The organism is Gilliamella sp. Choc6-1 (assembly GCF_001690385.1).
GTDB lineage: Bacteria > Pseudomonadota > Gammaproteobacteria > Enterobacterales > Orbaceae > Gilliamella > Gilliamella apicola_A.
Genome location: NZ_LZHI01000066.1, coordinates 94,957 through 109,690, shown reverse-complemented (window position 1 = coordinate 109,690; position 14,734 = coordinate 94,957). Strand labels below are relative to the sequence as shown.

The window sequence follows — 14,734 nt, the reverse complement described above, 5'->3', positions numbered from 1 at the left end:
GAAGTTAACTATGATATAAATATATATTTATATTTTAAATTGAGAAAATAACATACTTGCTTATTGTGTTTACTCCATAGCTGCCCCAATAATAATTGAGATTTACTATTCTATTGTATCGCAATTATAAAATAATACCTAGAAAATAGTATAAAAACAGATCGTAAAATAGATATATAATGACAAATTGTGTTTTACAGTGTATCCTTCCGCGTTAATGTTAAGTTACAGCCTTATTTTCTTTTTAAAAGGTTACTTTTAAAATATTAAGGTTACATTAAATAATTGTTACTTATATTAAATAAAATGGTGTAATTCATGGATATACGCAAAATTAAAAAATTAATTGAATTAGTTGAAGAGTCAGGTATTTCAGAACTTGAAATCTCTGAAGGTGAAGAATCAGTTAGAATTAATCGTTCTGTACCTGCTACAAATCATTCAGCGCCAGTACAAAACTTTCATATTCCTCAAGCTGCTCCAGTTGTTGTAACACCAACCACTTCAATTGAAGAAGTAGATAATGAGGCTGCATCAGTTAATATTTCAGGTACAACAATAAAATCACCAATGGTTGGAACGTTTTATCGTACTCCTAGTCCTGAATCAAAAGCTTTTGTAGAAGTTGGTCAAACAGTAAATATTGGCGATGTACTTTGCATTGTTGAAGCTATGAAAATGATGAATCAAATTGAATCTGAAAAAGCAGGTATTATCAAAGCCATTTTAGTTGAAAATGGTCAACCAGTAGAATTCGATCAACCATTATTCATAATCGAATAATATGAATTCATTCATTAATTTATAAAATTAAGAGATCGAATATGCTGGATAAAATTCTTATTGCTAACCGTGGTGAAATTGCGCTACGTATCTTACGAGCATGTAAAGAACTTGGAATTAAAACTGTCGCTGTTCATTCTTCGGCAGATAAAGATTTGAAACATGTGTTACTTGCAGATGAAACAGTCTGTATTGGTCCAGCAGCCTCTGCCAAAAGTTACTTGAATATCCCAGCATTAATATCCGCTGCCGAAGTAACTGGAGCTGCTGCTATTCACCCTGGATACGGTTTCTTGTCTGAAAATGCAGATTTTGCAGAACAAGTTGAGCGTTCTGGTTTTATTTTTGTTGGTCCAAAACCTGATACTATCCGTTTAATGGGAGATAAAGTATCAGCAATTCATGCTATGAAAAAAGCAGGTGTCCCTTGTGTGCCTGGCTCAGATGGTCCATTAAGTAGTAATATAGAGACGAACAAACAGATAGCGAAGCAAATTGGCTATCCTGTTATTATTAAAGCTTCTGGTGGCGGTGGTGGCCGTGGTATGCGCATTGTTCGAGAAGAAAAGGATCTTGAACAATCAATAAAAATGACCAAACTTGAAGCTAAGACAGCATTTAATAATGACATGGTTTACATGGAAAAATTCCTTGAAAACCCACGGCATATCGAAATTCAAGTCCTTTCCGATGGTCAAGGTCATGCAGTTTATTTAGCCGAACGTGATTGCTCAATGCAGCGGCGTCATCAAAAAGTAGTTGAAGAAGCGCCAGCTGTTGGCATTACACCTAAAATGCGCAAATTTATTGGTGAGCGCTGTGTAAATGCCTGTATTGAAATAGGTTATCGTGGTGCAGGTACATTTGAATTTTTATTTGAAAACGGCGAATTTTATTTCATTGAAATGAACACCCGTATTCAGGTAGAACATCCTGTTACCGAAATGATTACAGGTGTAGATTTAATTAGAGAGCAAATTCTAATTGCAGCAGGAAAACCACTTTCTATTAAACAAAAAGACATTGAAATTAAAGGTCATGCAATTGAATGCAGGATTAATGCCGAAGATCCTAAAACATTTATGCCATCACCTGGAAAGATTACCCGTTTTCATGCACCAGGTGGGTTCGGTATTCGTTGGGAATCACATATTTATGCCGGTTATACAGTACCGCCATATTATGATTCAATGATAGGTAAACTAATAGCTTATGGGGAAACGCGAGAAGTAGCTATAGCACGGATGAAAAATGCATTAGCAGAATTAGTTATTGACGGTATCAAAACCAATATCGACCTTCATATCGAAATTATGAATGATAAAAGCTTCCAAAAAGGTGGCACAAATATCCACTATTTAGAAAAAAAATTAGGTATTTATTAATAATATAGTTCTTGAGTTCTATTTATAAACTATTATATTATTTTAATTTTTATTACAACAATTATTATATTGATAACACACAACCAGTCATTCCCGCCGACTATAATCGGCGGCGTTATTTCTGGTTGTTAATTTCGTAATCCTTTTCCTCTTTCAATTAATCGCCACACCATGACATACAACGCTATTACAAACAAAATAAGCATTGAAAAAGTGATCCAAAGTGAAACATCAGTTATGCCTAAAAAACCATAACGAAATCCATTAATCATATAAACAATGGGATTAAATTTGGATACCCATTGCCAAAAAGTTGGTAGCATAGTGATTGAATAAAACACACCTCCCAAATAAGTTAATGGCGTTAATACGAATGTGGGAATAATACTAATATCATCGAAAGTTTTAGCATATACCGCATTTAATAAACCTGCTAATGAAAACAGAATTGAAGTTAATAACAATGTGTAACCGACGAAAAACCATGAGTAGACTTGATAATTAACAAAAAATAGCGATACAATTGTGACTAATATTCCCGTTAAAATACCGCGTATCACCCCTCCCCCAACAAACCCACAAATTATGATGTGTGTAGGCACAGGAGCTACTAATAACTCTTCTATATTCCGCTGAAATTTGGCACTGAAAAAGGATGAACAAACATTTGTGTAGGAGTTAGTAATTACCGACATCATGATTAATCCTGGTACAATAAAAGCCATATAACTATAGCCCCCCATATTACCTACACGTGAACCAATTAAATTCCCAAAAATAATAAAATAAAGAGACATCGTAATCACAGGTGGAATCATTGTTTGGATCCAAATTCTTAAAAATCGAACTACCTCTTTACGCCAAATACTTTTTAAGGCTATCCAATATAAATTATTCATTATTCACTCCTTGCTTTTGTGTATCATTACGCAGTAATTCAACAAATAATTCTTCCAGCCTATTAGCTTTATTTCGCATACTTATCACTTTGATTTGCTGTTGATTAAGCTGTTCAAATAACTGGTTTAAACCATATTGTTTATCAAATTTAACCTCTAACATTCCCGGCTCGATATCTAAAAATGAATATCCTTTTAATGCAATAGGTGTAGATGTTGGTAAATAATCAATAATAATTGTTTCAGATTGACTATTAGCTAGTAAATCACGCATTGATGAATTAGCAATAAGCTCACCACGTTGAATAATACCGATATGCCTACATAAAATCTCGGCTTCTTCTAAATAATGTGTAGTTAAAATAATGGTAATTCCTTGACGGTTTATTTCATGAAGAAAATTATGCATAGAACGACGTAATTCAATATCAACACCTGCGGTAGGTTCATCTAAAATTAATAATTTAGGCTCATGGACAAGTGCCCTTGCTATCATTAACCTTCTTTTCATACCACCTGATAACATACCTGCTCGGCTATAGCGCTTATTCCATAAATCTAAAATACGTAAATATTTTTCAGCTCGCTCTAATGCCAACTTCCGTGGTAATCCATAATAACCACCTTGATTAGCAACGATTTGAAGCACTCCTTCAAATTGGTTAAAATTAAAATCTTGTGGAACCAAACCAATCTGCCTTTTAGCATTCACTACGTCGCTATCTAAATCGTATCCAAAAATTTTAACTGTTCCTGATGTTTTGGTGACTAACGAACTAATAATACCAATAGTTGTTGATTTACCGGCCCCATTAGGCCCAAGCAATGCATAAAAATCCCCTGCTTGCACTGTTAAATTAATACCTTTTAAAGCTTCTACACCATTTTTATAAATTTTTTTGAGCCCAGTTAGCTCAAGTGCAGGAATAGATGACATGAATAAATCCTAAGTGAATAAATTATGATTAAAGAGATATAAGATCATATTTGATGAAATTTAATATTGACAATATAATCAATTATTGTAAAGGTATTTTTAGTATTATTTAATGTTGATATTAAGATAAAACATGATTCAATGCCTAAATTATAATTATTTAAGCAACGATTAAACTTTGCAAAAGTTTTATTATAATTAGGTTCACCAGTAATTTTATTTTAAATTGATTTGAATACTCCCTTCATTAAGGAATAGATATTATGTTTAAAATTGGGTTAATTTCTGTATCGGATAGAGCTTCAAGTGGCATCTATAAAGACGAAGGCATTCCCACTTTAGCTTCATGGCTAAAAAAATCAATAAAAACACCTTTTGAAACTATCGATCGCGTGATTCCTGATGAACAATCAATTATTAAACAAACCTTATGTGAATTAGTTGATAAGTTAAATTGTAATTTAATTTTAACAACGGGGGGGACAGGTCCAGCTCTCAGAGATGTCACGCCAGATGCAACACTTGCAATAGCGGATCGTATTATGCCAGGCTTTGGTGAGCAAATGCGTCAGATTAGTTTGCATTTTGTACCAACTGCCATCTTGTCTCGACAAGTGGGTGTGATTCGCAAAAAATGTTTAATTTTAAATTTACCAGGTAGACCCAAATCCATTCAAGAAACCTTAGAAGGTGTTAAAGACTCCCAAGGCAATGTGATTGTAAATGGTATTTTTGCTAGTATTCCTTATTGTATACAGCTTTTAGAAGGACCTTATATTGAAACCCATGAATTAATAGTCAAATCTTTTCGTCCTAAAGATGCATTTAAATCAAATGCTTAATATTATGCAAATTTAATGGATAATTATTTAACTAATATTAATAATTTTAGATTGTCCCATTAAAAATGACAATTAACTAGTTAAAAAATATTTATAATTGGTATCAATCGAAATTATGATTAATAAATGCCAAACATAATATAAAAATATTTTCATCTAAATAGAAATAAACTCAATCTGAAGGAACATTATGAAACAAGATGCTCTCACTAAAACATTTAAAGAGATGCTTAGCCAAGAAAAGTTCAGCTCACAAGTCGAAATAGTGCAAGCACTGCAAGAACAGGGATTTGATAATATAAATCAATCTAAAATATCGAGAATGTTAACTAAATTTGGGGCAGTTAGAACTCGTAATGCAAAGTCTGAAATGGTCTATTGTTTGCCAGCTGAAATGAGTGTACCGACCACAAGTAGCCCATTAAAAAACTTAGTTCTTGATATTGATTATAACAGTTCAATGGTTGTTATTCATACTAGCCCAGGAGCAGCTCAACTTATTGCGAGATTACTTGACTCGATTGGTAAAGCCGAAGGAATTTTAGGTTCAATTGCTGGTGATGATACAATTTTTAGTACACCCACTAAAGGCTGTACAGTTAAAAAATTGTATCAAATTATTCTAGAATTATTTGAACAAGAATTGTAATCCCACTTAACTTAAATTTTAGTGAATAAGTAATTTTTTCATATTTAACATATTGACACAATTTACAAAATCGTTAATTCTATATAGCAATGATTTTGTAACTTAAGTTACAAGAACGAAGAGGCGCATTACTCAGGCGAATTATTTTAGGGACTGGAACCGTTGAAAATAATTGAGGGGATGTAATGCCGAGGTTTGTTTGATAATCCAGAAATCAATCAAATCAACTGCAAGGGCTGAATCCCTTGGGTTGTCACCATACCAGGTGGAGCGCTTCATGGTTTGTACTTCTTTGCTTTAATTGTAAATAGGACATTACCTCGCTCTATCTCTTTTAAAAATAAAAAATTTTTAATATGAGGAATCCATGGAAACATCATTTGTAATTGCTAAATTTGGAGGTACTAGTGTTGCTAATTACCAAGCAATGGTAAATAGTGCTAATATCGTCATCACAAATCCCAAAATTAAAGTCGTTGTATTATCTGCATCGGCTGGTATTACCAATTTACTCATTGCATTAGCTGAAGGTCGGGATGCAGAGGTAAGAGCACAACATATTGCTAAAATTCAAGCTATCCAATACGGAATTTTAGAACAACTACCTGAAAACCCAAATCTGCGTGCAGAAATAGACCAGATTATCCTAAATATTGCCTCTTTATCCGAGGCTGCCAGTTTGGCTACATCATTAGCACTGACCGATGAGTTAGTCAGCTACGGTGAAATTATGTCTTCAAAACTTTTTGTTGAGATATTAAAAGAAAAGCAAAAAAATATATTATGGTTTGATGTCCGCAAAGTGATGCGTACAGATGATAAATTTGGTAAAGCGACTCCCAAAATAGAAGAAATCAAACAACTTTGTTGCGCACATTTAAAATCATTAAATAATAATTCTATTATTGTCACTCAAGGTTTTATTGGTTGTGAAAGCTCAGGCAAAACCACCACTTTGGGTCGTGGCGGCAGTGATTATACCGCAGCTTTATTAGGCGAAGCATTAAATGCTACACAAATTGATATTTGGACTGATGTTGCAGGTATTTATACTACTGATCCTCGCATTACTCCTGCAGCAAAACGAATTGATGAAATTTCCTTTGCTGAAGCTGCTGAAATGGCTACTTTTGGAGCAAAAGTGTTGCATCCTGCAACCCTTGTTCCTGCTGTACGGAGTAATATTCCAGTGTTTGTTGGTTCAAGCAAAGAACCACAAGTTGGTGGCACAATTGTCTATAATACTCATAGTATAAAAGCTGAATTACCATCATTTAGAGCGTTAGCCTTACGCCGTAAACAAACATTATTAACAATTACTAGTTTAAATATGCTGCATGCACAAGGCTTTTTAGCTAATGTATTTACAATACTTGCTAAACATAACATTTCAGTTGATTTAGTGACAACATCAGAAGTCAGCATAGCACTTACTATTGATACCACCGGCACCTACACCAATGGTACCAGCTTATTAACCAAAGCACTATTTGATGAACTATCTACCGTTTGCCATGTTGATGTTGAAGAGGATTTAGCATTAATTGCAATTATTGGTAATAATTTAACTTCAACTAAAGGCATAGTTAAAGAAGTTTTTGGCGCACTAGATGATTTTGTTATCAGGCTTTGTTGCTATGGTGCAAGCACTCATAATCTCTGTTTATTATCAAAAAGTCATGATGCTGAAGAAATTATTAAAATTCTGCATAGAACAATATTTGAATAATTGCCTTTAGAGGGAGTTAAATCTTCCTCTATTTTCTTAACTAATCTACATTTTAAATCGATTAAAAAATAAATTGTAAAGCACCATAAAATATCTAAACATTTACCAAAAAAAATTATAAAATAGTAATCATTATATGAATTACAATTTGTTCGTTACGTTCATATAACTATACTTAATTTTCAATTATTTGTCTTTTTTATATAGTTTCACTAACAGCAATTTATACGTTTCAAAAGTTGTGTTAATTTTTACTTATTAAAGCTAATCAGCAAGATAATATTAAACTTAATCAAATAAAGGAAAATTATCATGGGTATTTTAAGTTGGATTATTCTAGGATTAATTGCCGGTTGGATTGCCAAATTTTTTATGCCTCTAGGAAGTGTTGGTGTGGTAAAAACAATTCTACTTGGTATTGCTGGAGCATTAGTTGGCGGTTATATAAGTACTTTTTTAGGTTGGGGAACTGTAACTGGCTTTAATTTCCCTAGCTTGTTCATTTCAGTACTAGGTGCGGTTCTACTAATTTATATTTATCGCCTATTCAAATAATATTTTATATGCAATCAAAATTGGCGGGGAATTACCGCCAATTTCTTGCTCAATTGTCTTTTTATCTTATCCTTTATTTAAAGAATTTTTTATTATCCGTAAGCAAAAGAACCGCAAAGTATTGATATAGAAAATGATAGACCAACATTTTTAACACATTGATAACAACAAAAACGATGGTTGCAATAATCAATATAGGATAAAATAGTATTCTTTTAGTTTGTTATAAGTTTTTAGAGCGCAATTTTACTTGCTAATGCCATACGATGAAATGCCTCCCTTCAAATATCTAATGACAAAGTATCCATGTCCATTTATTTTCGTTGAAAACAATTATAATAAGTAATTTCGTTATATCTAGATTTTTGTTATATTAATCGCTAGAATCAATTACCAACAAATAGTAAACTATAATGTTAAAAATATTCAATACATTAACACGCAAAAAAGAAATATTTCAACCAATTACCCCTAATAGAGTTGGACTCTATGTTTGTGGAGTGACGATTTACGATCTTTGTCATATTGGTCACGGACGTACTTTCGTAGCTTTCGATGTTGTCGCACGTTATTTACGTTTTTTAGGTTACGATTTAACTTATGTTCGTAATATTACTGATGTTGATGACAAAATAATTAGACGTGCGTTCGAAAATGGTGAAACCTGTGATCAACTAACAGATAGAATGCTACAAGAGATGTATGCCGATTTTGATGCACTAAATATTCGTCGACCTGATATAGAGCCTCGTGCAACTCATCATATACCACAAATTATCAAATTAGTTGAAGAGCTTCTCGAAAAAAAACATGCATATATTGCCAATAACGGCGATGTCATGTTTTCGGTAGACAGCGATCCGAATTACGGTATTTTATCTCGCCAAAATTTAGAACAATTACAAGCTGGTGCTCGAGTTGAAGTTGTTGATGTTAAACAAAACCCAATGGATTTTGTATTATGGAAAATGTCAAAACCTAACGAACCAAGTTGGGATTCACCATGGGGTAAAGGACGCCCTGGTTGGCACATTGAATGTTCAGCAATGAACAGCTATCAATTAGGTAATCACTTTGATATTCACGGTGGCGGTTCAGATTTAATGTTTCCACATCATGAAAACGAAATTGCCCAATCAACTTGTGCGCATAACGGTCAATATGTAAATTACTGGATGCACTCAGGTATGGTGATGGTCGACCAAGAAAAAATGTCAAAATCACTCAATAATTTTTTCACTATTCGCGATGTATTAAAGCATTATGATGCTGAAACAGTACGTTATTTTTTACTATCTGGTCATTATCGTAGTCAGTTAAATTATAGTGAAGATAATTTAAAACAAGCAAGAATGGCACTTGAGCGACTATATACAGCCTTGCGAGATACTGATGCGAATCATCCACATACAACACCTGATAGTAATTATTATCGCCAGTTTTGTAACGCCATGGATGACGACTTTAATACGCCAGAAGCTTATTCAACGCTTTTTGATCTGGCTCGTGAAATAAACAAAGCCAAAGCCGATAATAATATGCAACTCGCTAATGAATTAGCAGCTGAATTACGTTATCTATCAGCAGTTCTTGGATTATTAGAGCAAGATCCTATTAAATTTTTACAAGGTGATAAGCAAGATGATGTTGATGTTGCATTAGTTGAAACATTAATAAAACAACGTAATGAAGCAAGAGCCAGCAAAAATTGGGCACAGGCTGATGAAGCTCGTGACAAACTAAATGCAATGAATATTGTTCTTGAAGACAGTGCAAACGGCACAACATGGCGCAAAAAAGCTAAAAGCTAACATACTTAGAATTGATATTTTGATTAATAGATAAGATACTACATTAAACAGTATCAACCTTAAAATAGCACCCACAAATCTGTGGGTGTTTCTATTTGTCATCAATGTAAAATTTTATTAATCGAAGTTAAAATGCCACGCAAAATATTTAGTTCCTGTTGTTCAATACGAGCACGTGTAAATAATCGCCGCAAACGTCCCATAATTTGCCCTGGATGATTGGCATTAATAAAGCCTGTCTGTAACAAGGTTTGTTCTAAATGCTGGTAAAAGCGCTCTATATCAGCATCTATAGGAAACTCAGTTTCAGTCATATTCTCATTTTCCTTTTCAGATTGCTGATCTTCAAGATTGAGCATTGACATGCGAATTTCATAACATAAAACCTGTACCGACATAGCAAGATTTAAAGAACTATAACTAGGGTTAGCTGGAATTCCAACATGATAATGGCACTTTTGTAATTCTTCATTAGTTAAACCAACACGCTCACGCCCAAATACCAAAGCGACTTGAGTATGGAGATTTGAGGCTTCTTGAATAATCTTATCGCCACACTTTTTGGGAGTTAAATATGGCCACTGTAAACTACGAGAGCGAGCACTAGTGCCAATCACTAAAGTACAATCAGCAATCGCTTGTTCAAGTGAAGAAAAGATTTGTGCATTTTTTATAATATCACTGGCACCTGCAGCTAACGAAATCGATTGAGAATCAGGCTTGATTACTGGATTAACTAAACAAAGGTTAGTTAATCCCATGGTTTTCATTGCTCTCGCAACGGAGCCCATATTACCTGTATGAGATGTTTCAACCAAAACAATCTTCACATTATCTAAATAACTCACATTGTCCTCATTATTGAATAATTACCTATAACACAGGATAAACTAAATAATTATTAAAACAGTATATATCAAAATCATGGTAAAATCAGTTTCAGTCCGTCACATGCTATGCAATATTCAGACAATGGAATCCATTTTAAAATTAAATTAATAAAAATTAGATAAAAACAAATATCTTATTGACGAAACTAAAATAATTTGCCTATGTAGTAACAACATTTAAATTAAATTTGTTAATAAAAAAGGAAATCAATTATGAGTTTAAGTATCACTAGTCAACAAATGGATGTTACCTCTGCTATTTGTAGCTATCTAGAAGATAAGTTTTCGAAGTTAGATAAATGAAGAGCACTGCTAATCAACCCTCATTTTATTTAAAGAATCAGATGAATTTATTGTTAGTGCAACAATTGCCACCAAAGGAACCTCATTTGTTGCTTCTGCCAAACATATTGATATGTATACTGCAATTAATGGCCTTATTGATAAACTTGAAAAACAACTTAATAAACTACAACGCAAAAACGAATCTAGCTGCGCGAATAACAGCATAAAAAACACACTATTACAAGAAGGAATTTAATTTATCAATTTTCTTGATTGAATAAAAAAGCACTTTGATGGTGCCTTTATTTTTTTGCTTGTTATAATACAAATCACTTTTTTTAAATATCTAATAAAAATGACTGCAAATCCTTTGTTACCATTACGAGATAAAATTAATAAACTTGATAAAACATTACTAGAGCTTATTGCCGAGCGGCGTCAACTTTCAACACAGGTAATTCATACTAAAATTGAAGCAAACATTCCTGTCCGTGATATTGATCGTGAGCGTTCACTTATCAAAACCTTAATCAATGAAGGAAAAAACTATCATCTTGATGATATTTTCATTAAACGCTTATATCAATTAATTATTGAAGACTCTGTACTATTACAACAAAAAATCTTACAAGAAAAGATAAATCTAAGTACAATCACCACCGCCAAAGTTGCCTTTTTAGGACCCAAAGGATCTTATTCGCATTCTGCTGCTCGCCGCTATGCTAGCACTCACTTAGATGAAATGATTGAATTAAGTTGTTCAACCTTTAAAGAGATTTTTGAACAAGTCGAAAATGGTGCCGTAAATTATGGAATTTTACCAATAGAAAATACAAGTTCTGGCTCAATTAATGAAGTTTATGATTTATTGCAAAAAACTAACCTGCATATTATTGGTGAGCTCTCTTTGCCTATTGATCATTGTGTTCTTGCTATACAAAATTCACAGCTAGAGCAAATCGATACTATTTATAGCCATCCACAACCATTCCAGCAATGTAGTAACTTCTTAGAGAACTATCCTCATTGGAAAATCATATACTGCGATAGTACTTCATCAGCAATGAAAACTGTAGCTAAATTGAATCAACCTAATATTGCAGCTATGGGTAATAAAGATGGTGGTGAATTATATGGGCTACAAGTCCTTGAACATAATTTTGCTAATCAAAAAGAAAACATTACTCGTTTTATTGTGTTAGCTCGTCAGCCGATAGAAGTATCTGATCAAATCCCGGCTAAAACCACAATTCTCATGAAAACAGGTCAGCAAGCAGGGGCTTTAGTTGATGCGCTATCGGTATTACGTAACCATAACATTGTTATGACCAAACTCGAATCACGTCCAATTCATGGTACGCCTTGGGAAGAGATGTTTTATATCGATTTGCAAGGTAACATTCATTCTTATGAAATGCAAACAACACTCAAAGAATTGGCATCAATGACTTTATATACTAAGGTACTAGGGTGCTATCCTAGTGATTCTATTGTTGCTGCAATGTAATGACTATGACAATACAACACTTTTCACAAGCGGTCCTTACCTGGTATGAACAATATGGCAGAAAATCACTACCATGGCAGGTCGAAAAAAGCTCTTATCATGTTTGGTTGTCTGAAGTAATGCTACAGCAAACCCAAGTTGCTACGGTTATTCCTTACTTTAATCGTTTTATTGAGCTCTTCCCACAAATAACAGATTTAGCAAAAGCGCCAATTAATGATGTATTGTATCTGTGGACAGGACTTGGTTATTATGCAAGAGCACGTAATTTACATAAAGCAGCACAATTAATTGTTGATAAATTTAATGGTATTTTCCCTACAAAGTTCGATGATGTTATCGCACTTCCCGGCATAGGGCGCTCCACAGCCGGTGCAATTTTATCTCTTGCACAAAATCAACATTACCCAATTTTAGATGGAAATGTAAAACGTGTTTTAGCCCGATACTTTACTGTTGAAGGTTGGCCGGGTATTAAAACTGTCGAAAATAGGCTTTGGCAATTAAGTGAGCAAGTCACACCAAAACACAAAGTAGAAAAATTTAATCAAGCTATGATGGATATTGGTGCTATGGTTTGTACACGCACTAAACCTAAATGCGTCTTATGCCCATTGCAAAATCATTGCCTAGCATATAAAAACGAAAGCTGGCAACTCTATCCCACAAAAAAAACTAAAAATACCATTCCCGAAAAGATAGCCTATTTTTTAATGCTGGAATATGATCATGCAATTTGGCTTGAAAAAAGGCCTCCATCTGGTATTTGGGGAGGGTTGTATTGTTTTCCTCAATTTCCAAGTAAACAAGCAATAGCTGACTGGTTAAAAAAACAAGGTATCGAAACAACAGCACCAAAGCAACTTGTTGCATTTCGCCACACATTTAGTCATTTCCACTTAGATATTTTTCCTATTCATTGTGTCATTACCAAGTATACAAAATGTTTCAATGAATCTGTTGGCTATTGGTATAATCTAAAATCTGACAACGTCAAAATAGGACTTGCAACTCCTGTTTATAACTTATTAAAACAAACTGTTTAATCAATATTAGTGCAATTTTTAGTACATAATTATTATTCTTATTTAACTATAATTTACTATACACATTAGATCATGCGGCTTTAGTTCAGTTTACTTATTTTATGATTGGATTGTTATTTCTGGAATAGATTCTTAATCTATTAAGTATCATAATTTGTTTTTTATACTGAAACACATAATTACCTAAAAGTTTTGACAAACACAATAATAACTAGATATAAGTTTAAATTAAATATGCATAGCATATTTAATCAGTTGTTTTTTTAATAGCTGACTATTATCAATAATATTCATACCAATTGTTCTTAACGTCTTTTTCAACAAATTATCACCATTAAACATATCTTGAATAGTTTGCATGGCCGTAAGCATAACTAACGCATCTTTGCGACGATTAAATTCAAATGATTTTAAATTTTTTACAAGCCCAATATCTTTATTAGTTTCAATTAATTGTTTAATGGTTGAAACTAACAAAGCAGAATCTTGAAAACCTAAATTTACCCCTTGTCCTGCTAAAGGGTGAATAGTATGAGCTGCATCGCCAATAAGTACTAATCGATGCTTAATAAATTGTTTAGCAAACCGCGCTTTTAATGGAAATACCATTCTAGGGTTAATTAACTGACATTTACCGACTTTATCACCAGTTAACCGAAATAATTCGTTCGAAAATTCTGATTCGGAAAGTGAAGTTAAAGTAGATGCATTATCTGGTTTTGTCGACCAAACTAAGCAACTTTTATTTGCATTCCAAAGAGGAAGAAAAGCAATAATTCCATTGGGATAAAACACTTGTCTAGCACAGGATTGATGAGGATATTCAGTTTGAACAGTTGTAATGACAGCATGATGAAGATAATCACGCTCAAGAACAGAAATATTTTCACTCCTACGCACCCAAGAATGAGCACCATCAGCGCCTATCATTAATTTAGCTTGTAAAACAGTTTTATTTGCAAGTGTCAAAAAGGCAAAATCATCATTAAATGTACAATCAATTGCTTCATAACTATAAATATTAATATTCGGACATTTTAAGACAAACTGGTAAAGGGAATGAGAAATGACATTATTTTCAATTATGTATCCAAGATTAGAATAACCGTAATCTTTGGCTCGAACAGACAAATGGGCTAGACCATTTTTTTCCCATACACCTATCTCGGTAAATTCCTGTACGCGGTTGCTATTGCATAAATCATCCCATATACCTATTTTTGAAAAGTAACGCTGGCTAGCGCCATTAATAGCAGAAGCTCTAATACTCATTTCAGCATGTGGCAAGAATTCATGCTGATGAATTTTAGTATCTATAATCGCAATGTTTAAATCACATTGGTTAAGTGCACAAGCAGTGGCTAAACCAACTAATCCACCACCAACAATTACTACATCAAATTGTAAATTCATACT

General features: G+C 33.2%; 13 protein-coding genes, 1 pseudogene and 1 riboswitch. Of the genes and pseudogenes, 10 read left to right on the top strand and 4 right to left on the bottom strand.

The window, feature by feature from the left end; genetic code table 11:
- Positions 1 to 318 precede the first annotated feature (318 nt).
- Both accB and accC read left to right on the top strand, forming a co-directional pair.
- Entirely contained in the window at positions 319 to 783 is a 465-nt protein-coding gene (gene accB / locus A9G36_RS08910) for an acetyl-CoA carboxylase biotin carboxyl carrier protein (protein WP_034943883.1), read from the top strand.
- Between the two features lie 41 nt (positions 784 to 824).
- Complete coding sequence (accC, locus tag A9G36_RS08905) at positions 825 to 2,168, top strand: acetyl-CoA carboxylase biotin carboxylase subunit (RefSeq protein WP_034943886.1); 1,344 nt, start codon at positions 825 to 827, stop codon at positions 2,166 to 2,168.
- A 128-nt stretch (positions 2,169 to 2,296) separates the two neighbouring features.
- On the opposite strand, the gene A9G36_RS08900 is transcribed toward accC, so the two are convergent.
- Entirely contained in the window at positions 2,297 to 3,067 is a 771-nt protein-coding gene (locus A9G36_RS08900) for an ABC transporter permease (protein ID WP_034943889.1), read from the bottom strand.
- The gene (locus A9G36_RS08895; protein WP_065569417.1) at positions 3,060 to 4,004 is read right to left on the bottom strand and encodes an ABC transporter ATP-binding protein; all 945 of its coding nucleotides are present in this window, start codon (positions 4,002 to 4,004) and stop codon (positions 3,060 to 3,062) included. The genes A9G36_RS08900 and A9G36_RS08895 overlap by 8 nt, the downstream gene beginning before the upstream one ends.
- 263 nt (positions 4,005 to 4,267) lie before the next feature.
- Between A9G36_RS08895 and mog the strand changes: the two genes are divergently transcribed.
- The 5 genes from mog (at position 4,268) to cysS (ending at position 9,590) form a co-directional block, all read left to right on the top strand.
- Complete coding sequence (mog, locus tag A9G36_RS08890) at positions 4,268 to 4,846, top strand: molybdopterin adenylyltransferase (RefSeq protein ID WP_065585645.1); 579 nt, start codon at positions 4,268 to 4,270, stop codon at positions 4,844 to 4,846.
- Between the two features lie 190 nt (positions 4,847 to 5,036).
- On the top strand, positions 5,037 to 5,495 hold the full coding sequence (gene argR / locus A9G36_RS08885; protein ID WP_034943898.1) for a transcriptional regulator ArgR: 459 nt from the start codon (positions 5,037 to 5,039) through the stop codon (positions 5,493 to 5,495).
- Positions 5,496 to 5,605: 110 nt separating this feature from the next.
- A riboswitch (Lysine riboswitch) is annotated at positions 5,606 to 5,779 on the top strand.
- Between the two features lie 83 nt (positions 5,780 to 5,862).
- Positions 5,863 to 7,224, top strand: a complete 1,362-nt coding sequence (lysC, locus tag A9G36_RS08880) for a lysine-sensitive aspartokinase 3 (protein ID WP_065569419.1) — start codon at positions 5,863 to 5,865, stop codon at positions 7,222 to 7,224.
- A gap of 312 nt (positions 7,225 to 7,536) precedes the next feature.
- Positions 7,537 to 7,779, top strand: a complete 243-nt coding sequence (locus A9G36_RS08875) for a GlsB/YeaQ/YmgE family stress response membrane protein (protein ID WP_034943904.1) — start codon at positions 7,537 to 7,539, stop codon at positions 7,777 to 7,779.
- Between the two features lie 413 nt (positions 7,780 to 8,192).
- Positions 8,193 to 9,590 (top strand): cysteine--tRNA ligase, encoded by a 1,398-nt coding sequence (gene cysS, locus A9G36_RS08870; protein ID WP_065569420.1) that lies wholly within the window; start codon positions 8,193 to 8,195, stop codon positions 9,588 to 9,590.
- A gap of 101 nt (positions 9,591 to 9,691) precedes the next feature.
- Here cysS and trmJ read toward each other — a convergent pair whose 3' ends face one another.
- The gene (gene trmJ / locus A9G36_RS08865) at positions 9,692 to 10,381 is read right to left on the bottom strand and encodes a tRNA (cytosine(32)/uridine(32)-2'-O)-methyltransferase TrmJ (RefSeq protein WP_065585660.1); all 690 of its coding nucleotides are present in this window, start codon (positions 10,379 to 10,381) and stop codon (positions 9,692 to 9,694) included.
- 312 nt (positions 10,382 to 10,693) lie between these two features.
- On the opposite strand from trmJ, the pseudogene hpf reads away from it, so the two are divergent.
- The 3 genes and pseudogenes from hpf to mutY all read left to right on the top strand — a co-directional run bounded on the left by hpf (position 10,694) and on the right by mutY (position 13,318).
- Positions 10,694 to 11,021 (top strand): annotated as a pseudogene (gene hpf / locus A9G36_RS08860) (ribosome hibernation-promoting factor, HPF/YfiA family).
- Positions 11,022 to 11,120: 99 nt separating this feature from the next.
- Positions 11,121 to 12,272, top strand: coding sequence for a bifunctional chorismate mutase/prephenate dehydratase (gene pheA, locus A9G36_RS08855; protein WP_065585644.1), 1,152 nt, complete (start codon positions 11,121 to 11,123; stop codon positions 12,270 to 12,272).
- A 5-nt stretch (positions 12,273 to 12,277) separates the two neighbouring features.
- Positions 12,278 to 13,318 (top strand): A/G-specific adenine glycosylase, encoded by a 1,041-nt coding sequence (gene mutY / locus A9G36_RS08850; RefSeq protein ID WP_065585659.1) that lies wholly within the window; start codon positions 12,278 to 12,280, stop codon positions 13,316 to 13,318.
- 228 nt (positions 13,319 to 13,546) lie between these two features.
- Here mutY and A9G36_RS08845 read toward each other — a convergent pair whose 3' ends face one another.
- On the bottom strand, positions 13,547 to 14,731 hold the full coding sequence (locus A9G36_RS08845) for an FAD-dependent monooxygenase (protein WP_065585643.1): 1,185 nt from the start codon (positions 14,729 to 14,731) through the stop codon (positions 13,547 to 13,549).
- Positions 14,732 to 14,734: the final 3 nt, after the last annotated feature.

Bases quoted from the DNA above. Each gene is read 5' to 3' on its own strand.
- accB (WP_034943883.1), top strand. From the start codon at position 319: ATGGATATACGCAAAATTAAAAAATTAATTGAATTAGTTGAAGAGTCA.
- accC (WP_034943886.1), top strand. From the start codon at position 825: ATGCTGGATAAAATTCTTATTGCTAACCGTGGTGAAATTGCGCTACGT.
- A9G36_RS08900 (WP_034943889.1), bottom strand. From the start codon at position 3,067: ATGAATAATTTATATTGGATAGCCTTAAAAAGTATTTGGCGTAAAGAG.
- A9G36_RS08895 (WP_065569417.1), bottom strand. From the start codon at position 4,004: ATGTCATCTATTCCTGCACTTGAGCTAACTGGGCTCAAAAAAATTTAT.
- mog (WP_065585645.1), top strand. From the start codon at position 4,268: ATGTTTAAAATTGGGTTAATTTCTGTATCGGATAGAGCTTCAAGTGGC.
- argR (WP_034943898.1), top strand. From the start codon at position 5,037: ATGAAACAAGATGCTCTCACTAAAACATTTAAAGAGATGCTTAGCCAA.
- lysC (WP_065569419.1), top strand. From the start codon at position 5,863: ATGGAAACATCATTTGTAATTGCTAAATTTGGAGGTACTAGTGTTGCT.
- A9G36_RS08875 (WP_034943904.1), top strand. From the start codon at position 7,537: ATGGGTATTTTAAGTTGGATTATTCTAGGATTAATTGCCGGTTGGATT.
- cysS (WP_065569420.1), top strand. From the start codon at position 8,193: ATGTTAAAAATATTCAATACATTAACACGCAAAAAAGAAATATTTCAA.
- trmJ (WP_065585660.1), bottom strand. From the start codon at position 10,381: ATGGGCTCCGTTGCGAGAGCAATGAAAACCATGGGATTAACTAACCTT.
- pheA (WP_065585644.1), top strand. From the start codon at position 11,121: ATGACTGCAAATCCTTTGTTACCATTACGAGATAAAATTAATAAACTT.
- mutY (WP_065585659.1), top strand. From the start codon at position 12,278: ATGACAATACAACACTTTTCACAAGCGGTCCTTACCTGGTATGAACAA.
- A9G36_RS08845 (WP_065585643.1), bottom strand. From the start codon at position 14,731: ATGAATTTACAATTTGATGTAGTAATTGTTGGTGGTGGATTAGTTGGT.